Genomic DNA, 25,563 nt, shown 5'->3' on the forward strand with positions numbered 1-25,563 from the left:
GTACGAGGGGTGGGGCGCGGCCACGTGGCCGACGTCAACGGGGAGGGGCCGGGAATGGCACTGGACAAGCAACTGGACTGGCTGCTGGACGACCTGACGCGCAGGGTCCAGCAGGTGCGGCACGCGGTGGTGCTGTCCAACGACGGCCTGGTCACGGGGGCGAGCGCGGGGCTGGCGCGGGAGGACGCCGAACACCTGGCGGCCGTCGCGGCCGGTCTGCAGAGCCTTGCCAAGGGGTCCGGCCGCCACTTCCGGGCCGGTGAGGTGCGGCAGACGATGGTCGAGTACGACGAGGGAGCGCTCTTCGTCATGGCGGCGGGCGCGGGCAGCAGCCTGTGCGTGCTGAGCGCCGCCGAGTCCGACATCGGTCAGGTCGCGTACGAGATGACGCTGCTGGTCAACCGGGTGGGCGAGCACCTGGGTGTGGCGGAGCGGCGCATCACCGGCGGCTGAGCCGGGCCGGCTTCGGCGCCGCTCGGGAAGTTGTCCACAGGCCTCGCGGGGTGTCATTGCGCTGAGTTACGGTCTTCACACAGAGTAATCATTGCTCGTGGGGGAGGACCGTGATGACGTACATGGGGACCGCACTTCGGGATGGTGTGACCGGTGGCGATGTGACCGGCGGCGATGCGGCCTGCGGGGCTGCGGCCGGCGGCGGTGCGGCCGGCGGCGGTGCGGACGTGCTGGTGGGCGGCGCGCAGGCCGCGGAGGAACTGGGGCTGAGCCGAAGCGAGTTCGCCAGGGCCGTCCAGCTGGGGATCGTGCGGGCCGGGCCGCGCACACTCGCCGGGGCCGCGCGCTACGCACGGGCCGAGCTGGACCGGGTCAGGTCGGTGGCGGGCCCGCCGGGCGCGCTGCGCGAGCGGGTCGAGACGGTGGCCGGGGCGCAGGCCGCGGCCGAGGTGGTGGGAGTCGGCCCGAGCCGGTTCACACGGCTCGCGCGCTGCGGGCACGTGACCCCGGTCGGCTACCGGATCAACCGGTACCGGGCCGTGGTGTGGCTCTATCTGACCGCGGAGCTACGGAGCTTCGCCGCGCGGGAGCCGGGAATGCTGCGCGGGATCGCGTCCCCGGCGGACCGGGAGCTGATGGCGGCCAGGGCGGATCAGCGGCCGCGCAAGTGGCGCGGGCGGCATGTCGGGCTGCTGCTGAGACGAACCGCCGACCCGTGGGAGCGCGCCGCCGTACTGGCTTCCGTACTCCCCGAGGGTGAGCTGCTGGAGGCCGTGCCCGACCCGGCGGAGCGGATCGTCCTGGCCGCCCTCGGTCCGCCCCCGCCGTACGGGCACCCGCAGGTTCCGGCGGCGGCCGCGGTGGCGGCGGGGCTGCTGACGGCCGGCCCGCCGGACGAGGTCCGCTGGTACCGCACCAGCCTGGACTTCGCCCTGGCGGGGGCGCGGGGTCAGTCGAAGTCGACGGGGGAGAGGGGGCCGACGTAGACCCAGGCCCCGGCCTCGCGGGAGAAGCTGCTGTGCTCGTGCAGCGAGCCGGTGTGCCGGCCCTCGCGGTAGTGGGCGCGGAACTCCACCGAGCCCTCCGTCTCGAACATCCCGCCGCGCTCGGTGGCGAGGATCTCCAGCCGCTCCCAGCGCTGTTCGGGATCCAGGTCGAGGCGGTCCGGACGGGTGGCGGGGTGCCAGGAGCGCAGCAGGTAGGCGGTGTCGCCGACCGCGAAGGCGCTGAACCGGGAGCGCATCAGCCGCTCGGCGGTGGGTGCCGGGCGAGCACCGGAGTGGAAGGGGCCGCAGCACTCCGGGTAGCTGGCGGGCAGCCCGCAGGGGCAGGGGACGGCAGGGGTGGGCATGGGTGTGCTCAGTTCTCCGGGGCGGGCTCGGACGGCTTGGCGTGGTAGGGACGGAAGAGGCCCTCCTGGACCACGGAGACCAGGAGCCTGCCCTCCACGTCGTAGATGCGGCCCCGGGCCAGGCCCCGGCCACCGTGCGCGATGGGCGACTCCTGGTCGTACAGGAACCACTCGTCCGCCCGGAAGGGCCGGTGGAACCACATGGCGTGGTCCAGCGAGGCCATGTCGAAACCGCGCATGCCCCACAGGGGTTCCACCGGGATGCGCACGGCGTCGAGGAGGGTCATGTCGCTCGCGTAGGTGAGGGCGCAGGTGTGGATGAGAGGGTCGTCGCCCAGCGGACCGACCGCGCGCATCCACACCGCGCTGCGGGGATCGGATCCCTTGAGCTCCTCGGGAGTCCAGCGGAGCCGGTTGACGTACCGGATGTCGAAGGGCTGGCGGCGGGCCATCCGCTCCAGCGCCTCCGGCAGCGCCCCCAGGTGCTCGCGGATCTCGTCCGCGAGCTTGGGGAGCGTGTCCGGATGAGGAACGTGGTGAGGAGGCAGCTGGTGCTCGATGCCGCCCTCCTCCGGTTGATGGAAGGAGGCGGTGAGATTGAAGATCGTCTTGCCCTGCTGGACAGCGGTGACCCGGCGCGTGGTGAAGGACCGCCCGTCGCGCACCCGCTCCACCTGGTACACGATCGGCACCCCGGGGATGCCGGGGCGCAGGAAGTACGCGTGCAGCGAGTGGACCGGGCGGTCGCTCTCCACGGTGCGCCCCGCGGCCACCAGCGCCTGGCCGGCGACCTGCCCGCCGAAGACCCTCTGGAGGGACTCCTGCGGGCTGGCGCCGCGGAAGATGTTGACCTCGATCTGCTCCAGATCGAGCAGATCGACCAGTCTCTCGGCGGGGTTCGTCATCAGAGGATCTCCACGGTCGGGTCCGGCGGGTCCGGTGGGTCGGGCGGGTACGGCGGGATACGGCGGACGGTCAGAGCGCTCCGAGCTCACCGACCGAGGTGACCCGGATCACGGCCCGGCCCTCCTCGTCGGAGGCGGCCAGGTCGACCTCGGCGCTGATGCCCCAGCCATGGTCCCCGTTGGGGTCCGCGAAGGTCTGGCGGACGCGCCACAGGCCGTGCGCCGGGTCCTCCTCGATCTGCAGGAGCTTCGGGCCGCGGGCGTCGGGTCCGGTGCCCAGGTCGTCGTACTCGTCCCAGTACCCGTCCAGGGCCTCGCCCCAGGCATCCGCGTCCCAGCCGGAATCGGAGTCCAGCTCGCCCAGCACGTTGACGTGGTCGAGGGCGGCCAGCTCCACCCGGCGGAACATGGCGTTGCGGACCAGGACGCGGAAGGCGCGCGAGTTCGCGGTGACCGGCTTGACCTGGTCGGCCTTCTCCTGGGCCTGCTCCGCCGTCTCCACCTCCGGGTTCGCCAGCTGCTCCCACTCGTCCAGCAGGCTGGAGTCGACCTGGCGGACCAGCTCGCCGAGCCAGGCGATCAGGTCCTGGAGGTCCTCGGACTTGAGGTCGTCGGGGATGGTGTGGTCCAGCGCCTTGAACGCGCTCGCCAGGTAGCGCAGCACGATGCCCTCGGTGCGGGCCAGCTCGTAGAAGGAGGTGAACTCGGTGAAGGTCATCGCGCGCTCGTACATGTCGCGGATGATCGACTTGGGGGAGACCGGGTGGTCGCGCACCCACGGGTGGCTCTTGGCGTACACGTCGTAGGCGTGCGAGAGCAGCTCTTCGAGCGGCTTGGGATAGGTGACGTCCTGGAGCCGCTCCATCCGCTCCTCGTACTCGATCCCGTCGGCCTTCATCTGGCCGACCTGGATGCCGCGTTCCTTGTTCTGCTGGGCGGCGAGGATCTGCCGCGGGTCGTCCAGCGTGGACTCCACGACGGAGACCATGTCCAGCGCGTAGGAGGGGGACTCCGGGTCCAGCAGGTCGAAGGAGGCCAGGGCGAAGGTGGACAGCGGCTGGTTGAGCGCGAAGTCCTGCTGGAGATCGACGGTGAGCCGGATGGTGCGGCCCTCCGCGTCCGGGGTGTCGAGCTTCTCGACCACACCGCCGTCCAGCAGCGAGCGGTAGATCGCGATGGCCCGGCGGATGTGCCGCAGCTGGGCCTTGCGGGGCTCGTGGTTGTCCTCCAGCAGGTGGCGCATCGCCTGGAAGGCGTCGCCCGGCCGGGCGATGACCGACAGCAGCATGATGTTGGTGACCTTGAAGCGCGAGGTCAGCGCCTCCGGGTCGGCGGCGATCAGCTTCTCGAACGTCGTGTCCGACCAGGCGACGAAGCCCTCGGGAGCCTTCTTGCGCACCACCTTGCGGCGCTTCTTCGGATCGTCGCCCGCCTTCGCGAGCGCCTTCTCGTTCTCGATGACGTGCTCGGGGGCCTGCGCGACCACATAGCCCGCGGTGTCGAAGCCGGCCCGGCCGGCGCGCCCCGCGATCTGGTGGAACTCCCGGGCGCGCAGGGTGCGGACGCGGTTGCCGTCGTACTTGGTGAGCGCGGTGAACAGCACCGTGCGGATCGGGACGTTGACGCCGACGCCGAGGGTGTCCGTACCGCAGATGACCTTCAGCAGACCGGCCTGCGCGAGCTTCTCCACGAGGCGGCGGTACTTGGGCAGCATGCCGGCGTGGTGCACACCGATGCCGTGCCGGACGTAGCGGGAGAGGTTCTGGCCGAACTTGGTGGTGAAGCGGAAGTTGCCGATGAGCTCGGCGATCTTGTCCTTCTCCTCGCGCGTGCACATGTTGATGCTCATGAGCGACTGCGCCCGCTCGACCGCCTGGGCCTGGGTGAAGTGCACGATGTAGACCGGGGCCTGGCGGGTCTCCAGCAGCTCGGTGATCGTGTCGGTGATCGGGGTGGTGACGTACTCGTACGAGAGCGGGACTGGCCGGGTCGCGGAACGGACCACCGAAGTGGGCCGGCCGGTGCGCCGGGTCAGGTCCTCCTCGAACCGCTTCATGTCGCCGAGCGTCGCCGACATCAGGATGAACTGCGCCTGCGGCAGCTCCAGCAGCGGGATCTGCCAGGCCCAGCCGCGGTCCGGCTCGGCATAGAAGTGGAACTCGTCCATCACGACCTGGCCGATGTCCGCGTGCTTGCCGTCGCGCAGGGCGATGGAGGCCAGCACCTCGGCGGTGCAGCAGATCACCGGGGCGTCCGCGTTCACGGAGGCGTCGCCGGTGAGCATGCCGACGTTCTCGGTGCCGAAGAGCTTGCACAGGTCGAAGAACTTCTCCGACACCAGCGCCTTGATCGGGGCGGTGTAGAAGGTCACCTTGTCCTGGGCGAGGGCGGTGAAGTGCGCGCCGGCCGCGACCAGACTCTTGCCGGAGCCGGTGGGGGTGGACAGGATCACGTTCGCCCCGGAGACGACCTCGATCAGCGCCTCCTCCTGAGCCGGGTACAGGGTGATGCCCTGGTTCTCCGCCCACGAGGAGAAAGCCTCGAAGAGGGCATCGGGGTCGGCGTTCGGCGGGAGCTGATCAATGAGGGTCACACCCCCCATCTTGCCTGGCTTCCCCCCGGATCAGGGAACCGGCGGACGGAACGAAGATCGCCGACGGTACGCTGTGCCGTCGATGAGGCCCGGACGAAACAGTCGACCGGGCCCGACCACACACCAGCGGGGCGGGAAACGACCATGATGGGTCCGGCGCACTCACTGTCCGGGGCAGCGGCCTGGCTGGGGGTGGGCGCGGCCACCGCGGCCGCCGGACACCCCATGCCCTGGCCGGTCCTCGTCGTCGGCGCACTGATCTGCGCCGGGGCGGCCCTCGCCCCCGACCTCGATCACAAGTCGGCGACGATCTCGCGCGCCTTCGGCCCGCTCTCCAAAGGCGTGTGCGAGGTGGTCGACAAGATCTCCTACGCCGTCTACAAAGGCACCCGCTCCAAGAAGGACGCCCGCCGCACCGGCGGCCACCGCACCCTGACGCACACCTGGCTCTGGGCCGTCCTCATCGGCGGCGGTGCCTCCCTGCTCGCCGTCACCGCCGACCGCTGGGGTGTGCTCGCCCTGCTCTTCGTGCACCTGGTGCTGGCGGTCGAAGGCCTGCTGTGGCGGGCCGCCCGGATGTCCAGCGACGTCCTGGTCTGGCTGCTCGGCGCGACCAGCGCGTGGATCCTGGCCGGGGTGCTCGACCAGCCCGGCAACGGCGCGAACTGGCTCTTCGCCGAACCGGGCCAGGAGTACCTCTGGCTCGGCCTGCCGATCGTGCTCGGGGCCCTGGTCCACGACATCGGCGACGCGCTCACCGTCTCCGGCTGCCCGGTCCTGTGGCCGCTGCCGATCGCCGGCAAGCGCTGGTACCCGATCGGTCCGCCGAAGGCGATCCGATTCCGGGCCGGCAGCTGGGTGGAGCTGAAGGTCCTCATGCCGGTCTTCATCCTGCTCGGCGGCTTCGGCGGCGCCTCGGCCCTCGGTTTCATCTGACACACGGCCGGTCCGCCGCCCCTCGGGGGGTGTCTCGTCGGCCAGGCCAGGCCAGGCCAGGCCAGGCCGGGCTCGCGGCGCCCGGCCTGCGCCGTCCATCCGGATTCTGGAGACCGAGGGACCGGACGGCGAAGGGCGGCAGGCGGGACCAGGTCCCACCCGCCGCCCTTCGTCCGGCGCTCCCGGACACGCGCCGCCCGGATCAGCCGTGCCAGGACCGCCACAGGGCCGCGTACGCCCCGTCGGCCGCGACCAGCTCGTCGTGCGAGCCGAGTTCGCTGATCCGGCCGCCCTCGACCACCGCGATCACATCCGCGTCGTGCGCGGTGTGCAGCCGGTGGGCGATGGCGATGACCGTACGGCCGTCCAGCACCCGGGCCAGCGAGCGCTCCAAGTGCCGTGCCGCGCGCGGGTCCAGCAGCGACGTCGCCTCGTCCAGCACCAGGGTGTGCGGGTCGGCCAGCACCAGCCGGGCGAGCGCGATCTGCTGCGCCTGCGCCGGGGTCAGCGCCGTGCTGCCGGAACCGACCTCGGTGTCCAGGCCGGCCTCCATGGCCCGCGCCCAGCCGTCGGCGTCCACGGCCGCCAGCGCCGCCCACAACTCGGTGTCACCGGCGCCCGTCCGCGCGAGGAGGAGATTGTCCCGCAGCGTGCCCACGAACACGTGGTGCTCCTGGTTGACCAGGGCCACGTGCTCGCGCACCCGCTCCGCGGGCATCCGCGACAGCCGCGCCCCGCCGAGGGTGACCTCGCCGGTCCGGGGCGCGTAGATGCCCGCGAGCAGCCGTCCCAGGGTGGACTTGCCCGCCCCCGAGGGGCCGACCAGCGCCATCCGGGTGCCCGGCGGCACGGACATCGACACCTGGTGCAGGACGTCCACGCCCTCCCGGTAGCCGAAGTGGACCTCCCGGGCCCGCACGTCCCTGCCCTCGGGCGCGACCTTCGCGTCCCCTGCGTCCGGTTCGATCTCCCGTACCCCCACCAGGCGGCCGAGCGAGACCTGGGCGACCTGCAACTCGTCGTACCAGCGCAGGATCAGACCGATCGGATCGACCAGCATCTGGGCCAGGAGCGCGCCCGTGGTCAGCTGCCCGACCGACATCCAGCCCCGCATCACGCAGAAGCCGCCGATCAGCAGTACCGAGCCGAGGATCGTCACGAAGGTGACATTGATGACCGGGAAGAGGACCGTCCGCAGGAAGAGCGTGTACCGCTCCCACGCGACCCACTGCGAGATCCGCCGCTCCGACAGCGCGATCCGCTCCGGCCCGAGGCGGTGCGCCTCGACCGTGCGGCCCGCGTCCACCGTCTCGGTGAGCACGGCCGAGACCGCCGCGTAGCCGGCCGCCTCCGAGCGGTACGCCGACGGCGCCCGCCTGAAGTACCAGCGGCAGCCGATCACCAGCACCGGCAGCGCCACCAGCGCGGCCAGCGCCAGCGGCGGCGCGGTCACCGCGAGCGCTCCGAACAGCAGCCCCGCCCACACCACACCGATGGCCAGCTGCGGCACCGCCTCGCGCATGGCGTTCGCGAGCCGGTCGATGTCGGTGGTGATCCGTGACAGCAGATCGCCGGTACCGGCCCGCTCCAGCACGCCCGGCGGCAGACCCACCGACCGCACCAGGAAGTCCTCGCGCAGATCGGCCAGCATCTCCTCGCCGAGCATCGCCCCGCGCAGCCGGACCAGCCGGGTGAAGAACGTCTGGACCGCGAGCGCCAGCGCGAACAGCAGCGCCACACGCTCCAGATGCAGCTCGCGCGCCCCCGCCGAGAGGTCGTCCACGATCCGGCCCAGCAGGTACGGGCCGACCATGGAGGCGATCACCGCGGCCGCGTTGACGCCCACCAGCGCCACGAAGGCCCGCCGGTGGCGCCGGAACAGGCCGCGCACATAGCCCCGTACGGTCGCCGACGTGCCCACGGGCAGGGTCGCGGCCGACTCGGGGGCCGCCGGGTCGTACTCCGGCGGCGCCACGCCGATCATGCGGATTCCTCGATCTCTGTGAGTGCTTCTTCCAGCTCTGTCAGTTCCAGCCCGCCGAGCCGCTGCTCCTCGTCGGTCTCGCGGGTGACGACCGCCCGGTAGCGCGGCTCGCGCTGCAGCAGCTCGCGGTGGGTACCGACGGCGGCCACCGTGTCGCCGTCGATGAGCACGACCCGGTCCGCGCGGTCCAGCAGCAGCGGCGAGGACGCCAGTACCACCGTGGTCCGGCCGGCGCGCAGGGCCGCGATCCCGTCCGCGATCCGCGCCTCGGTGTGCGAGTCGACCGCGGAGGTCGGCTCGTCGAGCACGAGCACCTCCGGGTCGGTGGCCAGGGAGCGCGCCAGGGCGAGCCGCTGGCGCTGGCCGCCCGACAGGGACCGGCCGCGCTCGGTGATCCGGGCGTCCATCGGGTCCTCGACCCCGTCCGGCGCCGACTGCAGCAGCGCGTCCAGGACGTCGGCGCACTGGGCCGCGCCCAGAGCCGCACCGGACTCGACCGCTCCGGAGGCCGGTACGTCGAACAGCTCCCGCAGGGTCCCGGACAGCAGCACCGGATCCTTGTCCTGTACGAGGACCAGGGTGCGCGCGGTGTCCAGTTCGAGCTCGTCCAGCGCGACTCCGCCGAGGAGCACGGACGGCGCCCCGGCCGCGTCGGCCCTGGAACCGGCCCCCTCGTCGGCCCCCGCACCAGCCCCCTCGGCGGCCCCCGAACCGGCCCCGGCGTCCGACGCCGGATCCCCGTCCATCGGATGACCGCCGAGGCGTTCGGCGAGCCGCCCGGCCAGGTCCGGGTCCCCGCACACCACGGCCGTGAACCGCCCCGCGGGGGCCAGCAGTCCGGTCCGCGGGTCGTACAGGTCCCCGCCCGCGGCCGGTGCCTCCACCGGCTCGGTGCGCGCGGGACGCGCGGCGGCGGCGTCCGTCCGGGTCAGTGACAGCACCCGGGCGGCCCGCTGGGCGGAGGGACGCGAGAAGGAGTACGCCATGGCGATCTCCTGGAAGTGCCGCAGCGGGTAGAGCAGGGTCGCCACCGCGCTGAACGCCGCGACGAGCTCACCCACCGCGATGCGCCCGTCCGAGACGAGCGTGGCGCCGTACCAGACCACCGTGATCATCAGCGCGCCCGGGAGCACCACCTGGATCGCGGAGATCAGCGCCCACATCCGGGCGCTGCGCACGGCTGCCTTGCGGACCTCCTGCGAGGCCTCGCGGTAGCGGCCGAGGAAGAGCTCCTCACCGCCGATGCCGCGCAGCACGCGCAGGCCCGCGACGGTGTCGGAAGCCAGCTCGGTGGCCTTGCCCGCCTTCTCCCGCTGGATGTCGGCGCGCTTGGTGGCGCGCGGCAGCAGCGGCAGCGAGGCCAGGGCGATCAGCGGCACGCCGATGGCCACGACCACGCCGAGCTCGGGGGAGTAGAACAGCAGCCCGATGCAGACGAGGACGACGGAGAAGACGGCCGCGAGGAAACGCGAGACCGCCTCGACGAACCATCCGATCTTCTCCACGTCGCCCGTGGACACCGAGACCACTTCACCTGCGGCGACCCGCCGGGTGAGGGCGGAGCCCAGCTCGGCCGTCTTGCGCGCCAGGAGCTGCTGCACCCGTGCCGCGGCGGTGATCCAGTTGGTGACGGCCGTGCGGTGGAGCATGGCGTCGCCGACCGAGATGGCGATGCCGATGACCAGGAGGAGCACGCCGACGAGCAGCAGTCCGTTCGGCTCACGGCCGACGACCGCGTCGACGCCGAAGCCGACGGCGTACGGCAGCGCGGCGACACCGGTGAAGTGCAGCATTCCCCAGCACAGGCTCTTGAGCTGGCCGCCGAGCTGACCGCGCCCCAGCCACAGCAGGAACCGGGGGCCGGAACGAGCGTCGGGTACCCCTGGATCCGGATACGGAAGATCGCTGATCTGCATGACGCCCCATGACTGGTCGAGTGGTTCAAACCGTGCAAGGTTCGCCTTCAGGACCGGCGCCGGGCAATCGATTTTACGTGGGACGCACGCTGCGGCCAGCAGGTTTACGGCTGCGGGGGAGGACGTGACGCCTGGTCACGGGGGTCGCACGCCCCGGCGCTCACGGGCGGGTGGCGTGCTCCAGTTCGAGCAGCGCCGAATAGTAGCTCCGCCCCGTCGCCCGGTCCATGCCCACCTCGCACATCCGGTTCGCCGACAGGTGCGCGTCGAAGGCCCGCGCGGTCACCTCCGCCGCCTCGCGCGCCGTAGCGGAGGCCGTCAGTTCCGGGTGCAGCATCCCCCGGTCGCCCGCGAAGGCGCAGCAGCCCGCGTCGTCGGGGACCACCACCTCCTCGGCGCACGCCTCGGCGACCGCCCGCAGCCGGTCCTCGTCGCCCAAGTGCCGCATCGAGCAGGTGGGGTGGAGCACGGCCGAGCCCACCCTGCGCCGGACCTCCAGACGCGGCAGCAGCTCCTCGGCGGCCCACACGACCGAGTCGAGGATCCGCAGCTCCGTGTGGAGGGCCCGGTTCTCCGGCGTCAGGTACGGGACCACCTCGCGTGCGATGCCCAGCGTGCAGGAGGAGGCGTCCACGACCAGCGGCAGCAGTCCGCCGGCCGTCCAGCCCCACGCCGCCTCGACGATCCGGTTGGCCATCACCCGGGCGCCGGCCTCGTAGCCCTTGGAGTGCCAGATCGTCGCGCAGCAGGTGCCGCCGACGTCGCCGGGGATCCAGACGGGCCGTCCGGCCCGCTCCGACACGGCCACCACGGCCTGGGGCAGGGAGGGTCCGGGCCGGCCTTCCGGGCCGCCGAAGATCCGGTTGACGCAGGCCGGGTAGTACACGGCCGCGGCGCCCGCCCGCCGGGTCGGCGGCAGGTGACGAGCGGCGGCGCCGGGGATCTGCGGTAGCCACCGCGGAACCAGGTCCGGACGTACGGCCTTGCGCGCGCCCTCGGTGACCGCTTCCAGCAGCCGGTCGCGGGCCCCGGAGGGGATCCGGTCGGCGGCGGCCACCGTCAGCCGGGCGGCGGACTCGGCGGCCCCGAACCGCTGAGCGGCCAGCGCGGCGGCGGCCTCCTCGCGCGGGCCGTGCCGGCGGTGGCGGAAGTCCTTCATCAGCGCCCCGGTGTCGATGCCCACCGGGCAGGCGAGCTTGCAGGTGGAGTCGCCCGCGCAGGTGTCCACCGCGTCGTAGCCGTAGGCGCCGAGCAGGCCGTCCAGCACGGGGGAGCCGGGCTGCTGGCGCATCATCTCGCGGCGCAGCACGATCCGCTGGCGCGGAGTGGTCGTCAGGTCCCCGCTCGGGCAGGTCGGTTCGCAGAATCCGCACTCGATGCAGGGGTCGGCCACCGCCTCCACCTGCGGAATGGTCTTCAGACCGCGCAGATGGGCCCGCGGGTCGCGGTCGAGGAGGATGCGCGGGGCGAGCACCCCCTCCGGGTCGACGAGCCGCTTGGTGCGCCACATCAGGGCGGCGGCCGCGGGGCCCCATTCCAGCTCCAGGAAGGGGGCCATGTTGCGGCCCGTGGAGTGCTCGGCCTTCAGGGAACCGTCGAACCGCTCCACGGTGAGCCGGCAGAAGGCCTCCATGAAGGCCGCGTACCGCTCGACGTCGGCGGGGTCGGCGGCGTCGAAGGCGAGCATGAAGTGCAGGTTGCCGTGGGCCGCGTGACCGGCGACGGCCGCGTCGAAACCGTGCTCGGCCTGGAGCGCGAGGAGCGCCTCGCAGGCCTCGGCCAGCCGGGACGGCGGCACCGCGAAGTCCTCGGTGATCAAGGTGGTGCCCCGGGCGCGGGCTCCGCCGACGGCGGTGACGAAGGCCCTGCGGGCCTGCCAGTAGCCGCCCACGGTCTTCGGGTCGCCGGTGAAGGCATTCGTGACCGAAGCCGCCGGGGCGACCAGATCGAGGCCGTCGAGGATGCGGGCGGCCCGCTGCGCGCAGGCGTCCCGGCCGGCCTTGTCCGGAGCCCGGAACTCCACGAGCAGGGCCGTGGTCTCCCGGGGCAGGTCCGCCCAGTCGGCGGGCACGCCCGGGACGCTGACGCAGGCGCGCAGGGTGTTGCCGTCCATCAGCTCGACGGCGACGGCGCCCGCCTCGTTGAAGGGCGGCACGGCCGCGGCCGCCGCGGGCAGCGAGGGGAAGAACAGCAGGGCGGAGCAGACTTCGCGCTCCAGCGGGAGGGTGTCGAAGACGACCTCGGAGATGAAGCCGAGGGTGCCCTCCGAGCCGACCATGAGCCCCCGCAGGATCTCGACGGGGGTGGTGCCGTCCAGGTAGGCGTCGAGGCGGTAGCCGGTGGTGTTCTTGATCTCGTACTTGGCACGGATCCGGGCGACGAGCGCGGGATCGGCCTCGATCTCCCGCTTGATCTCCATCAGCCCGTGGCACAGGTCCGGTTCGGCGCGTGACAGCTCCTCGTCGGCCAGCGGGTCGGCGGTGTCCACGACGGTGCCGCCGGGCAGGACGAAGGTGAGGGAGGAGAGCGTGCGGTAGGAGTTGCGGGTGGTGCCCGCCGTCATGCCGGACGCGTTGTTGGCCACGACCCCGCCGAGGGTGCAGGCGACGGCGCTGGCCGGGTCGGGGCCGAGGATCCGGCCGTGCCGGGCGAGGGCCGCGTTGGCCCGGGCCACGGTGGTGCCGGGCCGGATCCGGGCCCGCCGGCCCTCCTCCAGCACCTCGATCCCGGCCCAGTGGCGGCGTACGTCGACCAGGATGTCCTCCCCTTGGGCCTGGCCGTTGAGCGAGGTCCCGGCGGCGCGGAAGACGACCTCGCGCTGGCGGCCGTGCGCGTACGAGAGCACCGCCGAGACGTCGTCGATGTCCTCGGCGATCACCACGACCTGGGGCACGAAGCGGTAGGGGGAGGCGTCGGAGGCGTAGCGGATCAGGTCGGAGACCTTCCACAGCACCTTCTCGGGGCCGAGCAGCTCGGTCAGCTCGGTGCGCAGCGGCTCGGGCGTGCCGCCGGCCCGGTGCCCGGGGAGCCGGTCGGGGGCGGGGCCGCTGACGCTGCGGGGGCGCAGGGCCCCCGGCTTCGGTTCCAGCAGCGGCATCTGCGACCCCTCGCGTCGTCGAGGCCACGGGTGGCCTAGTCAGCAGGTGCGCTCCGCCGGGGCGTCCGACAGGGCGTTCAGCAGACCGCCGAGCACTTCGCGCTGGTCGGCGGTCAACGGAGCCAGGATCTCCTCCGCCGCGTCGGTTCGCGCGTTGCGCAGACGGCGCAGCGTGGCGCGGCCGGTGTCGGTGAGCTCGATCCGGATGACGCGGCGGTTCGCGGGGTCGGGTGCGCGCCGTACGCACTCGGCCGCCTCCAGGCCGTCCACGAGGGTGGTCACCGCGCGCGGCACGACTTCCAGGCGGGCGGCAAGATCCGCCATCCGGGGTGCCTGCTCGCCCTCGTAGTGCGAGACGAGGCGCAGCAAACGACTCTGGGCGGGAGTGATCCCGAGCGGCACCATGTGGCGCTTCTGGATCCGGTGCAGCCTGCGCGTCAGGCGCAGGAGCTGTTCGGCGAGGAGGCGATCGGTGTCAGAGGCCGAAGCGGAGGCGGAGGCGGAGGCGGAGGCGGAGCTCATGCGGGAACGATATCAGGATGCCGTTCATTGTGAGTATAGGTAACAATGACCTATGCTCCAATGGCTCCGACTTCGCCGAAGGGGACGCCGCGAAGACCCTGACCCTGACTCCTGACCCCCGAGAGGGTGCCCATGCCGCACGACGAACCGAAGTGGATCCCATCGAAAGACCCCATCGACCCCGCCCGACCCGCCCCGGGGGAGCAGCCGCGTGAGCTGCGCCGCATCGTGGGGCTGTTCCGGCCCTACCGCGGCCGGCTCGCCGTCGTCGGCCTGCTGGTCGGCGCCTCCTCGCTGGTCGGCGTCGCCTCGCCGTTCATGCTCCGGGAGATACTCGACGTCGCGATCCCGCAGGGCCGCACCGGGCTGCTCAGCCTGCTCGCGCTCGGCATGATCCTCACCGCCGTCGTCACCAGCGTCTTCGGCGTGCTCCAGACCCTGATCTCCACCACCGTCGGCCAGCGGGTCATGCACGACCTGCGCACCGCCGTCTACGCGCAGCTCCAGCGGATGCCGCTGGCCTTCTTCACCCGGACCCGCACCGGAGAGGTGCAGTCCCGGATCGCCAACGACATCGGCGGGATGCAGGCCACCGTCACCTCCACCGCGACCTCGCTCGTCTCGAACCTGACGGCCGTGATCGCCTCCGTGGTCGCCATGCTCGCGCTCGACTGGCGGCTCACCCTCGTCTCGCTCCTCCTGCTCCCCGTCTTCGTGTGGATCAGCCGACGGGTCGGCCGGGAGCGCAAGAAGATCACGATGAAGCGGCAGAAGCAGATGGCCGCCATGGCCGCGACGGTCACCGAGTCGCTCTCGGTGAGCGGCATCCTGCTCGGCCGCACCATGGGCCGCTCCGAGTCCCTCACCTCGGCCTTCTCCGCCGAGTCCGAGGAGCTCGTCGGCCTGGAGGTGCGCTCCAGCATGGCCGGGCGCTGGCGGATGTCCACCATCGGCATCGTCATGGCCGCGATGCCCGCCCTCATCTACTGGGCGGCCGGCATAGCCCTCCAGACGGGCTCCCCCTCGCTGTCCGTCGGCACCCTCGTCGCTTTCGTCACGCTCCAGCAGGGCCTGTTCCGGCCCGCCGTGAGCCTGCTGTCGACCGGCGTGCAGATACAGACCTCACTCGCGCTGTTCGCCCGCATCTTCGAGTACCTCGACCTGCCGGTGGACATCACCGAGCGCGCGGACGCGGTGCGGCTGGACCGGGCCAAGGGCGAGGTCACCCTGGAGGACGTGCACTTCACGTACGACACCAAGAACGGTCCGACCCTCTCGGGGATCGACATCACCGTTCCGGCCGGCGGCTCCCTCGCCGTCGTCGGCCCGACCGGCTCCGGCAAGAGCACGCTCAGCTACCTGGTGCCCCGGCTCTACGACGTCACCGGCGGCCGGGTGGCCCTCGACGGGGTGGACGTGCGCGACCTCGACTTCGACTCGCTGGCCCGCTCGATCGGCGTGGTCTCCCAGGAGACCTACCTCTTCCACGCCTCGGTCGCCGACAACCTGCGCTTCGCCAAGCCGGACGCCACCGACGAGGAGATCGCCGAGGCGGCCCGCGCGGCTCAGATCCACGACCACATCGCCTCCCTGCCCGACGGGTACGACACCCTGGTCGGCGAGCGCGGCTACCGGTTCTCCGGAGGCGAGAAGCAGCGTCTGGCCATCGCCCGCACCATCCTGCGGGACCCGCCGGTGCTGATCCTCGACGAGGCCACCAGTGCCCTGGACACCCGCACCGAGCACGCCGTCCAACGGGCCATCGACAACCTCTCCGCGGGCCGCACGACCATCACCATCGCGCACCGCCTCTCCACCGTCCGCGACGCCGACCAGATCGTCGTCCTGGACTCCGGGCGCATCGCCGAGCGCGGCACCCACGAGGAGCTGCTGAAGGCGGACGGCCGGTACGCGGCCCTGGTCCGCCGGGACCGGGACGCCGCGCTGGCGCCCGAACCGCCCGAGGGCGTCCAGCTGGCTCCGGTAAATGTGTGACCGTACGACCGGCACACGGGGCGGGTGCCGGAAATACTATGAATCGCGGGTTAGCGTTCCCGCATGCGCCATGAGTACCGGCCGCCGCAGCGCCGTTCCCGGCTGACCCGCCGGGGCCGGCTGGCGCTCTTCGTCGGCACGCTGTTCGCCCTCGGTGCGGCCCTCCTGATCCCGATACTGCGCGGTGGCGACGTGCCGGAGACGCCACGCCGGCTGCTCATCCCCGAGGGCTGGCGGGCCCCGCAGGTGTACGCCGCGGTCGACCGCGAGCTGAAGCTCCCGCCGGGCTCCACGAAGGCGGCGGTGGCCACCGCCGGGCTGGCTCTGCCCGCGGAGGCCAAGGGCAATCCGGAGGGCTACCTCTTCCCGGCGACGTACCCGGTGACCTCGAAGTCCACCCCGGCCACCCTCCTCACGCACATGGTGCGGACGGCGAACCGGAAGCTCGCCACCCAAGCCGTCGCCGACGGCGGCAAGGCCCACGGGATGACCCCGTACCAGACGGCCACCCTGGCCAGCATCATCGAAGCGGAGGCCGAGGGCCGCGCCGACATGGGCAAGGTCGCACGGGTGGTGCACAACCGGCTGGCGAAGTCGATGCCGCTCCAGATGGACTCCACCATCAACTACGCGCTGAACCGCAGCACCGTGGACACCAAACTGAGCGACACCCGGATCGACAGCCCCTTCAACACCTACGCACGCCAGGGACTGCCACCCACTCCGATCGACAGCCCGGGACTGGAGGCGTTGGCGGCCGCCGTCGCCCCGACGCCCGGCGACTGGCTGTTCTTCGTCACCGTCAAGCCGGGGGACACCCGCTTCTCGGCTACGTACGAGGAACACAGCAAGCACGTAGCGGAGTTCAACCGGATCCGCGCGGGCGCCGGCTCCCGCACAGGTCAGGCCGGTCCCGCCGGGAAATGAAGGGCGCCGACCCCGGCAGCGGTCCTACGATCGGCGGCCTGCCGAGTGTGGACCGAGGGGGCGAACCGTGAAATGGCCATGGAGAGCGAAAACGAAGGCTGAAGCGAAGGCCGACGAGAGTGCGGAAGCGATCGACGGGCCGGCATTCGACGAGGAGTCCATCACCAAGCACATCCAGGCGCGCAGGGAGGCGGACGCGAAGGCCGCCGCGGCCGCCGAGCGGGCAGGGAACGAGCGGATGGTCGAACGCTGGGGCACCAGAGTGGTCGACTGGCGCGGCTGGCTGGCCCGTTCCCCCGTCGGGGTGGACCTGCTCCACTGGTGGTTCGACGAGGCCGAACTGACCGCCCTGGTCGGCGAGGAACGGTACGTGGAACGCCTGGGAGAACTGCTCTCGCAGGCGTCGGCGCGCGACATCGCGGCGATGGGGCTCGGCTGCAACCGGCGTGTCGACCGGGCCTGCCGCTTCGCCGAGGTCTGCAGTCAGGATCCCGTCGTACCGCCGGGCGGGAAACTCGCGAGCTATCGGCACGGGGAGATACCCGGCGCGTGCAGCGGCTTCATCGACTGCTGGTCCAAGCACGAGATCGACGTGACCTTCGCCGACGGCGACGACCACCGGTCGGTGCTCCTGTTCCGCGACCATCCGGGCGAGGCCCGGCTCTGGGTGGACGGCGTGCGCGTGGGGGAGGGCGAATGGCTGGACAAGGGCGGCTTCTGGGAGGACGAGCGCTACTTCACCATCCGGATCGAGGGCCCGGAGGACCACCCGGAGCAGGGGCTCGGCGAGATGGGCCGCCAGCTCTACAACATCGTCTCGCTCCTGATCCACGACGCGGAGCGGGGCACCACGCGCATCCTCGTCCCGGAAGCCACCGAGAGCTGGACCGATCCCGTTCTGGCCGTGCGGGACGGGTCGGGCTGGGTGTACCCGACCCGTGAGGCCCGAGCGGCCGGCGGCACCCCGGACCGGATCATTGCCCTCCAGGAACCGGAGGCCCGGGCCGGCTGAGGGCCGCCGACGGGCTCACGCCGCGGGGGCCGGGACCAGGACCGGGGCGCCGGCCCGGTCGCGGGTCAGGAGCCGGCGGATCTCGCGGACCGCGGCACCACCCGCGCGGTTGGCGCCGATGGTCGACGCCGACGGGCCGTAGCCCACCAGGTGGATCCGCTCGTCGCGGACGGCACGGGTCCCCTCGACCCGGATGCCTCCGCCCGGCTCGCGCAGGCGCAGCGGGGCGAGGTGATCGACGGCCGCCCGGAATCCGGTGGCCCACAGGATGACGTCCGCGTCCACGTGGCTCCCGTCGGCCCAGACGGCGCCCGTGGCGGTGATCCGGTCGAAGACGGGCCGCCGGGCCAGCACGCCCGAGGCCAGACCGGCCCGGACGGCGTCGTTCAGCGGGAGTCCCGTCACGCTGACCACGCTCTGCGGCGGCAGTCCCCGGCGCACGCGCTCGTCCACCAGGGCCACCGCGGCCCGGCCCTCGGCCTCGCCGAAGCTCCCGTCGCGGAAGACCGGGGGCCGCCGGGTCACCCAGGTGGTCCCCGCCGCCACCTCGGCGATCTCCAGCAGGTGCTGCACCGCCGAGGTGCCGCCGCCGACGACGATCACCCGCGCCCCCGCGAACTCCTGCGGCCCCGGATAGTTCGCGGTGTGCAGCTGCCGGCCGCGGAAGGCCTCCTGGCCCGGGTAGCGCGGCCAGAACGGCCGGTCCCAGGTTCCGGTGGCGTTGACCAGGGCCCGGGCCGACCAGATGCCGGCCGAGGTCTCCACGCGCAGCCGCCCGGCGTCCCCCTCGCGTACGGCGGACACGTCCACGGGTCGGCGTACGCGCAGGTCGAAGCGGTCCTCGTAAGCGGCGAAGTACTCCCCGATGACCTGCGACGACGGCCGCAGCGGGTCGGCGCCCGTCAGCTCCATGCCGGGAAGGGCGTGCATGCCGTGGACCTTGCCGTAGGTGAGCGAGGGCCAGCGGAACTGCCAGGCGCCGCCCGCGCGGGGCGCATGGTCGAGGACCACGTGGTCGATCCCCGCCCGGGTGAGGTGATAGGCGCTGGACAGGCCGGCCTGCCCGGCGCCGATGACCACCACGTCCACGTCGGCCACCACGTCCACGTCGGCCACCACGTCCACGTCGACCGGCCCGTGCACCGGTACGTCCACGCCCCGCGTCATGTCGTTCACGGTTCTACCAACTCGCGGTGGGCGCCGGATCTTCCCGGGCTACGGCGCCAGCAGGCCGCGCGAGGCCAGCTCCGGGGTCACCCCCTCGCCGAACCAGTACGCCTCCTCCAGATGCGGGTAGCCCGACAGGACGAAGTTCTCGATCCCGAGCGCGTGGTACTCCTCGATCCGGTCCGCCACGTCGCCGTGACTGCCGACCAGGGCCGTACCCGCGCCGCCGCGGACCAGCCCGACCCCCGCCCACAGGTTCGGCGAGATCTCCAGCCCGTCCCGGGAGCCGCCGTGCAGGGCCAGCATCCGCTGCTGACCCACCGACTCGCTCACGCCGAGCAGGGACTGCGCGCGGGCGATGTCCGCGTCCGACAGCTCCCCGAGCAGCCGGTCCGCCGCGCCCCATGCCTCCTTCGCCGAGTCGCGCGAGATGGTGTGCAGCCGGATGCCGAACCGCACCGTCCGCCCCCGCTCCTCCGCCAGCGAGCGGATCCAGTCGATCTTCTCCTTCACCTGCTGCGGCGGCTCGCCCCAGGTCAGGTACACGTCCGCGTGGTCGGCCGCGACCGGCCCGGCCGCCGCCGAGGACCCGCCGAAGAAGATCTCCGGCAGCGGGTCCGGCGGCAGCGCGGTGAGCCCGCCGTCGATCCGGTAGTGCTCGCCCTGGAAGTCGTACGGCTCCCCGCGCCAGGCGCCCCGTACGACGGACAGGAACTCGGCGGTGCGTTCGTAGCGGCGGTCGTGGTCGAGGTGGTCGCCGAACCGCCGCTGCTCGGCCGAGTCGCCGCCCGTCACCACGTTGAGCAGCAGCCGGCCGCGGGTGATCCGCTGGTAGGTCGCGGCCATCTGGGCGGCGAGGGTCGGCGAGATCACCCCGGGCCGGAAGGCCACCAGGAACTTCAGCCGCTCGGTGTGCTGCGAGAGCGCCACCGTGGTCAGCCAGGCGTCCTCGCACCAGGTGCCGGTCGGGGTCAGCACCGCCTCGAAGCCGAGCCGTTCGGCGGCCTTGGCGATCTGGGCGAGGTACTCGATGTCGGGCTCGCGCACCCCGGGCGCGGAGGTGTTGTGCGCGTAGGCGTGCCGGTCGACCAGGGTGCGGCCGTCGCCGCCGGTCGGCAGGAACCAGTGCAGGCGGACGGTCATCAGGAGTCCTTCCCGTACGCACGCGGGGCGGTGGTGGACGGCGGCAGGTCGCCGTTGAAACGGGTGTCGGCGAAGTCCTTGAAGACGACCTTGCCCGGGATCAGCTTCAGCTCGGTGAAGGTGTCGGCGATCTTCTGCTCGGAGACCACGGCCGCGTCGTCGACGGCGACCGGCACACGGGTGCCGTTGCTGCGCCGGACCGCGTCGAGGGCGACCTCGTACGGCAGCCCCGTCTCCTTCGCCCAGACCTTCGCCCACTCCTCCGGGTGCTTGAACACCCAGTCCTGGGCGCGCTGCAGCCGCTTCAGGTAGTCGCCGATCGCCTTGCTCTTGCCCGCGTCCTCCAGGGCGGCCGGCGCCGCGACCTGGAAGCCGAGCCCGTTGACGAGCCCCTCGCCGGAGGTCAGGACCCGGGCGCCGGTGCGCAGCACCTGGGAGGTGTACGGGTCCCAGACCGCCCACGCGTCGACCGAGCCGCTGTTGAAGGCGGCCAGCGCGTCGGCGGGCTGGAGGAAGCTGATCGTCACGTCGGTGGGCGCCAGGCCGGCCTGTTCCAGGCTCGCGATGAGCTGGAAGTGGGCCGAACTGCCCTGCGCCACCGCGATCTTCTTGCCGCGCAGGTCGCCGGCGGACTGGAGAGCGGACCCCTTCGGCACGAGGATCGCCTCGCCCGCCGAGGAGCCGTGCGTGGCGGCCACCACGGTGATCTTCGACTTGGCGGCCGCGGCGAACACGGGCGGGGTGTTGCCCACGCCGCCGATGTCCACGGCCTTGGCGTTGACGGCCGCCAGCAGCGGCGGACCGGAGGTGAAGGTGGACCACTTGATGGTGTAGTCGAGGTTCTCCAGCTCACCGGCGGCCTTCAGCAGCGACTCGTTGCCGCCCTTCTGGTCCCCGACGCTGAGGGTGACCTTGGCACCGCTCCCGGCGCCGCCCTCGGCGGTCGCCGCGCCGCTGTCGGCGGCGGAGCCGCCGCCGCAGGCCGACAGGGCCAGGGACAGCGGGATCAGGGTGGCGAGCAGGGGCAGGGAATGGCGTCTCATGTCGTATCTCTTCGTTCTCTTCGTGGGGTGGAAGGTCTTCAGAAGACGCCGAGTTCGGCGAGCAGCCGGGTGCGGAGCGCCGCGAATCCCGGGTCGCCGACCGTGCGCGGCCGCTCCAGTGGCACCTGGGTGTCGTGGGCGATCCGCCCCTCGCTCATCACCAGGATCCGGTCGGCCAGCAGCACCGCCTCGTCGACGTCGTGCGTCACCAGCAGCACCGCGCAGCCGCGCCGCTGCCACAGCCGGGCCACCAGCTCCTGGGCCTTGATCCGGGTCAGCGCGTCCAGGGCGCCGAACGGCTCGTCCAGCAACAGCAGATCCGGTTCGCGTACCAGCGCCCGGGCCAGCGAGGCCCGCTGGGCCTCACCGCCGGACAGGGTCTTGGGCCAGGCGTCCGTACGGTGCTCCAGCCCGACCTCGGCCAGTGCCCGCTCGGCCCGCTCACGCTCGGGCCGGCCCGGCAGCCCGAGCAGGACGTTGCGCCAGACCCGCTTCCAGGGCATCAGCCGCGGCGCCTGGAAGGCCACCGCCCGCCGCTCCGGTACGAGTACCTCGCCCTCGATCTCCCGGTCCAGGCCGGCCAGGATCCGCAGCAGGGTGGACTTGCCGCAGCCGCTGCGCCCGAGGAGGACGGTGAACTCCCCGGCGCGCAGGGTCAGATCGAGCCCGTCGATGACGGCCCGCCCGTCGAAGGACCGGGTCAGCCCGGTGACCTCGACGGCAGCGGCGGTGGTGGCTACTGCCCCGTGAACGTCGGTCGCCATTGCAGCAGCAGCCTTTCGAGAGTACGGACGACGAGGTCGGCGGTCAGGCCGAGGAAGGCGTAGACGACGAGGCAGACGACGATCACGTCGGTACGGAAGAACTCGCGCGCCTGGTTCATCAGGAAGCCGATCCCGGCGTCGGCGTTGATGGACTCCCCGAAGACCAGGGCCAGCCAGGCGGTCGCGAGCGAGTACCGCAGACCGGTCATGAAGCCGGGGAGCGCGCCGGGCAGTACGACGTGCCGCACCAGACCCCACCGTCCGAGCCCCAGTGCCCCGCCGGCCTCGATCAGTTGCTCGTCCACCCCGCGGATCCCCGCGTAGACGTTCAAGTACAGGTGGAAGGCGGTCCCGAGCGCGATCAGGGCGACCTTCGGCGCCTCGCCGATGCCCATCCAGATGATGAACAGCGGGATGAGACCCACCCAGGGCACCGTGCGGAGCATCTGCACGCTCGCGTCGATCAGGTCCTCGCCGAGCCGCGACAGCCCGGACAGCAGCGCGAGCACCGTGCCCGCCGTACCGCCGATCACCAGCCCGATCGCGACGCGCTGCAGGGACACGGCCATTGCTCCGGGCAGCGTGCCGTCCCCGATCAGGTCCGCCCCGGCGGCGGCGATGGTCGACGGCGGCGCGAGCGTGTCGGCCGGCAACCACCCCAGTGTGCTGGCCAGTTGCCACAGCGCGAGCAGCAGCAGCGGGCCCGCGGTCCGGCGGATCCAGCGGGGTACGGGACGACGCCGCGCGGAGGTCGCCACGACGGCCACGAGCTCGGGGGCGGCGGGCCGTGCGGAGGTCGGCGCGGGTGACAGGTCCGGCGGGGCATGGCTGATGCTGGTGCTCATGGAGGCTCCACGAAAGGAGGACGGCGAGGCAGGCGGCAGCGCGCACACCGACCGCCCTCGCACCCGGCGCACCCGGCGAGGCCGGACGGGGGGAGGGGTTCAGAGGTGTGCGGGCACGCCGGGGAAGAGCGCGGAGCGCTCGTGACAGATCAGGAAAAGGGCGTCAGCAGCCGCGGCGACACGCGGCGGAGGCCACCCGCAGCAGGTCGATGTGACCGCGCGTGGTGAGCATGGCTGAACGCAACATGCGGCGAAACCTAGCCACCTGGCCGGGGCGGGGTCAATGGCGTCTCGCCCACTGGACCTGCCGTCTCGAAAACATGGTTCAGCCCCTCCGGCGTTCGAGGAGCGGGGTCCGGGGCGGAGCCCCAGGGAACCCGGTGACTCAACGGGCCTTCGCCTCGTCCGTGCCGCTCCCCGTGCCGCTCCCCGTGCCGCTCCCCGTGCCGGTGCCGCTGCCGGCACGGCGCAGGGTCGCCAGGACCGGTCCGGCCGGCTGCAGGGTGAGCCCCGGGAAGACCCCGGCCCGTTCGCTCCCGCTGTCCAGGTGGAACCGCTGTGCCAGCACGGCGAGTACGAGCGCCGCCTCCACCAGTGCGAACCGTGCTCCCAGGCAGGCCCGTGGACCGCCGCCGAACGGGAACCAGGCGTGTTCGGGCACCGGATGCGGGGCGTCCGCGTCCCACCGCTCGGGGCGGAAGGCCTCCGGGTCCGGGAACCACCGGGCATCGCGGTGCATCGACCACGGGCTGGTCCATACCGAGGTCCCGGCCGGTACCGCGCGCCCGCCCAGCGTCGCCCCCTCCGTGGCCACCGCCGAGATCAGCCAGATCGGCGGATAGATGCGCAGGGCCTCCTTGACCACCTGCCGGGTCCAGGGCAGCCGCGCGTAGTCGTCGTAGGTCGGCAGCCGTCCGCCGAGCACCCGGTCCAGCTCCTCCGTCAGCCGGGCCCGCGCCGACGGCGCCCCCGACAGGAGCTGCCAGGCCCAGGTCAGGGTGGTCGAGGTGGTCTCGTGACCGCCGATGTAGAGGGTGATCGACTCGTCCCGCAACTCCTTGCGGGAGAGCGGGCCCCCGGTTTCGTCGCGGGCCGCGAGCAGTCGGCTCAGCAGGTCGTCCCGTTCCGCACCGGCGCTCGATGCCGCCTCGTGCTCCCGTATGACGTGCTCGATCTCCCGGTCGAGCACCGCCACGGCCTCCCTCATCCGGCGCCGTCCGGGAGTGCGGACCCAGGGCGGCAGGAACAGCGTCAGCCCGCGGAACTCCGCCCCCAGTTCCCGCTGCGCGGTGACCATGGCCGCACTGATGGGCGCCTCCCGGCCGGCGGCGTCGCTCCCGAACAGCGTGCGCACGGCGATCCGCTGGGTGAGCCCGGCCATCTCCCGGTGCACGTCGATCCGTTGGCCCGCGCGCCAGCCGCCCGCCAGGGCGTCCGCGCACTCCACCATCGTGGCGGCGTACGAGCGCACCTGGCGCGGCCGGACGGAGGGCTGCACCAGCGCCCGTTTGCGGCGCCAGTCGTCCCCGGTGGCGACGACCACCCCGTTGCCCAGCAACTGACGGAAGGCCCAGCCCAGTTCCGTCGGCCGGAAGGTGGACTCGACGGCCCCGAGCAGTTCGCCGACGTGCTCGGGCCGGGAGACCAGGATGTTGCGCTGCGGGCCGAGCGCCCAGGGCACCCAGTCCCCGTAGCCGTCGCGCAGGGACTCGAAGAAGGCCAGGGGATCGCGGGCGAAGGCGGGCAGATTGCCGAGCAGCGGCCATCGGCGCGGTCCGCCGCTCCGGGTGCCCGGGGTCAGGGTCGCGGTCACGCAGGCATGGTGACAGCCGCCCCCGCAGCCCGCCAGAGAGCGGACAGGGTCTCCTCGGCCGGGCGGTCTCCTCGGCCGGGTCCGGCCCCGCGTCGTTGAGGCCGTCGAAGGCGAACGGTTCGTCGACGAGGCGCGCTTCGGCGACCTGCTGCCGCAAACCGTCCGCCGGATCCACCCGATCGGCCAGGACCGGATCCGGGTGGTGTACCGGATGGAGATCACCGGTGGCGGCGCCGAGCCGGCCCCACGGGCGATCGCCGCCGTCGAGCAGGCCGACGCGCGGTTCTTCCGGCCGGTGCCCATCGCCGACGCGGTGGCCCTGCCCGGCCGCCTGGCCCGTCCCGAAACCTGAGATCCGCCCGCCGGGCCCGTGCGCACCACCCGCGAGCGGATGCACCCACCCGGAGGAGCTACGCGGTCCGGCGTGCGGCCAGCCAGTCGTACGCCGCGTCCGCGCTGAACTGCGGATGGCCGCCCGGGAAGAGGAGCCCGGCGGAGGTGAAGGCCGGGTCCCCCGCGATGTCCGGGGTGTACGGGACCGCCACGCAGGCCATGCCCGCGGCGTGCGCGGCCCGCGCCCCGGGCGCGGCGTCCTCGACGACCACGCAGTCGGCGGGCTCGGCGCCCAGCCGGCGGGCCGCCTCCAGGAACACGTCCGGAGCGGGCTTGCCGTGCGCGACCTCCTCGGCGGAGACCACCGTCGTCAGCAGCGCGTCCAGCCCGGTGCCCGACAGCACCGCGTCGATCGCCTGGAGCGAGGAGCCGGAGGCCACCGCCATCGCCGCGCCCTCGGTGCGCAGCCGCTCGACCAGCTTCCGCATCTGCGGGAAGACCTCGGTCCCGGTGCGGGCCAGCTCCAGGTAGGCGGCGTTCTGCTCGGCGAGCAGCTGCTCGACCGGCGCCCGGATCCCGTACCGCTCCCGCAGGATCTCCAGGGTCTCCAGCGTGCCGATGCCGATGAAGCGGGAGTGCTGCTCCCACGTGAAATCGGGGACCCCGTGCCGCTCCAGGGTGCGCCGCCCCGACTCGTAGTAGTTCGGCTCGCTGTCCACGAGGGTGCCGTCGAGATCGAATATGACGGTGATCATGCGAGGGGC

General features: G+C 72.7%; 22 protein-coding genes. 7 read left to right on the forward strand and 15 right to left on the reverse strand.

Annotation, left to right across the window (positions count from 1 at the left end; genetic code table 11):
- The first annotated feature begins 54 nt into the window (after positions 1–54).
- Both ACFY0D_RS02960 and ACFY0D_RS02965 read left to right on the forward strand, forming a co-directional pair.
- Entirely contained in the window at positions 55–453 is a 399-nt protein-coding gene (locus tag ACFY0D_RS02960; protein WP_189734290.1) for a roadblock/LC7 domain-containing protein, read from the forward strand.
- Positions 454–566: 113 nt separating this feature from the next.
- Complete coding sequence (locus ACFY0D_RS02965) at positions 567–1,439, forward strand: DUF6397 family protein (protein WP_390796649.1); 873 nt, start codon at positions 567–569, stop codon at positions 1,437–1,439.
- Here ACFY0D_RS02965 and ACFY0D_RS02970 read toward each other — a convergent pair.
- From ACFY0D_RS02970 to ACFY0D_RS02980, 3 genes are all read right to left on the reverse strand, one after another.
- Entirely contained in the window at positions 1,403–1,804 is a 402-nt protein-coding gene (locus ACFY0D_RS02970) for a YchJ family protein (protein WP_390796650.1), read from the reverse strand. The genes ACFY0D_RS02965 and ACFY0D_RS02970 overlap by 37 nt on opposite strands.
- An 8-nt stretch (positions 1,805–1,812) precedes the next feature.
- Positions 1,813–2,709, reverse strand: a complete 897-nt coding sequence (locus ACFY0D_RS02975; RefSeq protein WP_390796651.1) for an acyl-CoA thioesterase — start codon at positions 2,707–2,709, stop codon at positions 1,813–1,815.
- Between the two features lie 70 nt (positions 2,710–2,779).
- Entirely contained in the window at positions 2,780–5,302 is a 2,523-nt protein-coding gene (locus tag ACFY0D_RS02980; RefSeq protein WP_390796652.1) for a DEAD/DEAH box helicase, read from the reverse strand.
- A gap of 144 nt (positions 5,303–5,446) precedes the next feature.
- On the opposite strand from ACFY0D_RS02980, the gene ACFY0D_RS02985 reads away from it, so the two are divergent.
- Positions 5,447–6,238 (forward strand): metal-dependent hydrolase, encoded by a 792-nt coding sequence (locus tag ACFY0D_RS02985; protein ID WP_390796653.1) that lies wholly within the window; start codon positions 5,447–5,449, stop codon positions 6,236–6,238.
- 202 nt (positions 6,239–6,440) lie between these two features.
- On the opposite strand, the gene ACFY0D_RS02990 is transcribed toward ACFY0D_RS02985, so the two are convergent.
- From ACFY0D_RS02990 to ACFY0D_RS03005, 4 genes are all read right to left on the reverse strand, one after another.
- The gene (locus tag ACFY0D_RS02990; protein WP_390796654.1) at positions 6,441–8,222 is read right to left on the reverse strand and encodes an ABC transporter ATP-binding protein; all 1,782 of its coding nucleotides are present in this window, start codon (positions 8,220–8,222) and stop codon (positions 6,441–6,443) included.
- Positions 8,219–10,138: an ABC transporter ATP-binding protein gene (locus tag ACFY0D_RS02995; protein WP_390796655.1), complete on the reverse strand. Its 1,920-nt coding sequence runs from the start codon at positions 10,136–10,138 to the stop codon at positions 8,219–8,221. Before ACFY0D_RS02995 ends, ACFY0D_RS02990 begins: the two co-directional genes overlap by 4 nt.
- Before the next feature lie 160 nt (positions 10,139–10,298).
- On the reverse strand, positions 10,299–13,235 hold the full coding sequence (locus ACFY0D_RS03000) for an FAD-binding and (Fe-S)-binding domain-containing protein (protein WP_390796656.1): 2,937 nt from the start codon (positions 13,233–13,235) through the stop codon (positions 10,299–10,301).
- A gap of 39 nt (positions 13,236–13,274) precedes the next feature.
- Positions 13,275–13,757, reverse strand: a complete 483-nt coding sequence (locus tag ACFY0D_RS03005) for a MarR family winged helix-turn-helix transcriptional regulator (protein WP_390796657.1) — start codon at positions 13,755–13,757, stop codon at positions 13,275–13,277.
- 132 nt (positions 13,758–13,889) lie between these two features.
- On the opposite strand from ACFY0D_RS03005, the gene ACFY0D_RS03010 reads away from it, so the two are divergent.
- The 3 genes from ACFY0D_RS03010 (at position 13,890) to ACFY0D_RS03020 (ending at position 17,691) form a co-directional block, all read left to right on the forward strand.
- On the forward strand, positions 13,890–15,752 hold the full coding sequence (locus ACFY0D_RS03010) for an ABC transporter ATP-binding protein (protein ID WP_390796658.1): 1,863 nt from the start codon (positions 13,890–13,892) through the stop codon (positions 15,750–15,752).
- A 63-nt stretch (positions 15,753–15,815) separates the two neighbouring features.
- Complete coding sequence (gene mltG / locus ACFY0D_RS03015; RefSeq protein WP_390796659.1) at positions 15,816–16,679, forward strand: endolytic transglycosylase MltG; 864 nt, start codon at positions 15,816–15,818, stop codon at positions 16,677–16,679.
- Positions 16,680–16,746: 67 nt separating this feature from the next.
- Entirely contained in the window at positions 16,747–17,691 is a 945-nt protein-coding gene (locus tag ACFY0D_RS03020) for a hypothetical protein (RefSeq protein WP_390796660.1), read from the forward strand.
- Positions 17,692–17,706: 15 nt separating this feature from the next.
- Here the strand turns inward: ACFY0D_RS03020 and ACFY0D_RS03025 are convergent, their stop codons facing one another.
- From ACFY0D_RS03025 to ACFY0D_RS03055, 7 genes are all read right to left on the reverse strand, one after another.
- Positions 17,707–18,780, reverse strand: a complete 1,074-nt coding sequence (locus ACFY0D_RS03025) for an FAD-dependent oxidoreductase (protein ID WP_390796982.1) — start codon at positions 18,778–18,780, stop codon at positions 17,707–17,709.
- Between the two features lie 126 nt (positions 18,781–18,906).
- The gene (locus ACFY0D_RS03030) at positions 18,907–20,001 is read right to left on the reverse strand and encodes an LLM class flavin-dependent oxidoreductase (protein ID WP_390796661.1); all 1,095 of its coding nucleotides are present in this window, start codon (positions 19,999–20,001) and stop codon (positions 18,907–18,909) included.
- Positions 20,001–21,044: an ABC transporter substrate-binding protein gene (locus tag ACFY0D_RS03035; protein WP_390796662.1), complete on the reverse strand. Its 1,044-nt coding sequence runs from the start codon at positions 21,042–21,044 to the stop codon at positions 20,001–20,003. Before ACFY0D_RS03035 ends, ACFY0D_RS03030 begins: the two co-directional genes overlap by 1 nt.
- Before the next feature lie 38 nt (positions 21,045–21,082).
- Entirely contained in the window at positions 21,083–21,808 is a 726-nt protein-coding gene (locus tag ACFY0D_RS03040; RefSeq protein WP_389118086.1) for an ABC transporter ATP-binding protein, read from the reverse strand.
- Positions 21,781–22,653, reverse strand: a complete 873-nt coding sequence (locus ACFY0D_RS03045) for an ABC transporter permease (RefSeq protein WP_390796663.1) — start codon at positions 22,651–22,653, stop codon at positions 21,781–21,783. The genes ACFY0D_RS03040 and ACFY0D_RS03045 overlap by 28 nt, the downstream gene beginning before the upstream one ends.
- A gap of 163 nt (positions 22,654–22,816) precedes the next feature.
- Complete coding sequence (locus ACFY0D_RS03050; protein WP_351276907.1) at positions 22,817–22,900, reverse strand: putative leader peptide; 84 nt, start codon at positions 22,898–22,900, stop codon at positions 22,817–22,819.
- 138 nt (positions 22,901–23,038) lie between these two features.
- Positions 23,039–24,466: a cytochrome P450 gene (locus tag ACFY0D_RS03055; RefSeq protein ID WP_390796664.1), complete on the reverse strand. Its 1,428-nt coding sequence runs from the start codon at positions 24,464–24,466 to the stop codon at positions 23,039–23,041.
- A gap of 211 nt (positions 24,467–24,677) precedes the next feature.
- Between ACFY0D_RS03055 and ACFY0D_RS03060 the strand changes: the two genes are divergently transcribed.
- Complete coding sequence (locus ACFY0D_RS03060; protein ID WP_390796665.1) at positions 24,678–24,818, forward strand: hypothetical protein; 141 nt, start codon at positions 24,678–24,680, stop codon at positions 24,816–24,818.
- Between the two features lie 58 nt (positions 24,819–24,876).
- Here ACFY0D_RS03060 and ACFY0D_RS03065 read toward each other — a convergent pair whose 3' ends face one another.
- Positions 24,877–25,554 (reverse strand): HAD family hydrolase, encoded by a 678-nt coding sequence (locus tag ACFY0D_RS03065; protein WP_390796666.1) that lies wholly within the window; start codon positions 25,552–25,554, stop codon positions 24,877–24,879.
- Between the last annotated feature and the right edge of the window lie 9 nt (positions 25,555–25,563).

The sequence above is a fragment of the Streptomyces sp. NPDC001502 genome, assembly GCF_042894785.1.
Classification (GTDB): Bacteria; Actinomycetota; Actinomycetes; order Streptomycetales; family Streptomycetaceae; genus Streptomyces; species Streptomyces kutzneri.

Coding starts and splice junctions, on each gene's coding strand:
- ACFY0D_RS02960 (WP_189734290.1), top strand. CDS start 55: ATGGCACTGGACAAGCAACTGGACTGGCTGCTGGACGACCTGACGCGC.
- ACFY0D_RS02965 (WP_390796649.1), top strand. CDS start 567: ATGACGTACATGGGGACCGCACTTCGGGATGGTGTGACCGGTGGCGAT.
- ACFY0D_RS02970 (WP_390796650.1), bottom strand. CDS start 1,804: ATGCCCACCCCTGCCGTCCCCTGCCCCTGCGGGCTGCCCGCCAGCTAC.
- ACFY0D_RS02975 (WP_390796651.1), bottom strand. CDS start 2,709: ATGACGAACCCCGCCGAGAGACTGGTCGATCTGCTCGATCTGGAGCAG.
- ACFY0D_RS02985 (WP_390796653.1), top strand. CDS start 5,447: ATGATGGGTCCGGCGCACTCACTGTCCGGGGCAGCGGCCTGGCTGGGG.
- ACFY0D_RS02990 (WP_390796654.1), bottom strand. CDS start 8,222: ATGATCGGCGTGGCGCCGCCGGAGTACGACCCGGCGGCCCCCGAGTCG.
- ACFY0D_RS02995 (WP_390796655.1), bottom strand. CDS start 10,138: ATGCAGATCAGCGATCTTCCGTATCCGGATCCAGGGGTACCCGACGCT.
- ACFY0D_RS03000 (WP_390796656.1), bottom strand. CDS start 13,235: ATGCCGCTGCTGGAACCGAAGCCGGGGGCCCTGCGCCCCCGCAGCGTC.
- ACFY0D_RS03005 (WP_390796657.1), bottom strand. CDS start 13,757: ATGAGCTCCGCCTCCGCCTCCGCCTCCGCCTCCGCTTCGGCCTCTGAC.
- ACFY0D_RS03010 (WP_390796658.1), top strand. CDS start 13,890: ATGCCGCACGACGAACCGAAGTGGATCCCATCGAAAGACCCCATCGAC.
- mltG (WP_390796659.1), top strand. CDS start 15,816: ATGCGCCATGAGTACCGGCCGCCGCAGCGCCGTTCCCGGCTGACCCGC.
- ACFY0D_RS03030 (WP_390796661.1), bottom strand. CDS start 20,001: ATGACCGTCCGCCTGCACTGGTTCCTGCCGACCGGCGGCGACGGCCGC.
- ACFY0D_RS03035 (WP_390796662.1), bottom strand. CDS start 21,044: ATGAGACGCCATTCCCTGCCCCTGCTCGCCACCCTGATCCCGCTGTCC.
- ACFY0D_RS03040 (WP_389118086.1), bottom strand. CDS start 21,808: ATGGCGACCGACGTTCACGGGGCAGTAGCCACCACCGCCGCTGCCGTC.
- ACFY0D_RS03045 (WP_390796663.1), bottom strand. CDS start 22,653: ATGAGCACCAGCATCAGCCATGCCCCGCCGGACCTGTCACCCGCGCCG.
- ACFY0D_RS03050 (WP_351276907.1), bottom strand. CDS start 22,900: ATGTTGCGTTCAGCCATGCTCACCACGCGCGGTCACATCGACCTGCTG.
- ACFY0D_RS03060 (WP_390796665.1), top strand. CDS start 24,678: ATGGAGATCACCGGTGGCGGCGCCGAGCCGGCCCCACGGGCGATCGCC.
- ACFY0D_RS03065 (WP_390796666.1), bottom strand. CDS start 25,554: ATGATCACCGTCATATTCGATCTCGACGGCACCCTCGTGGACAGCGAG.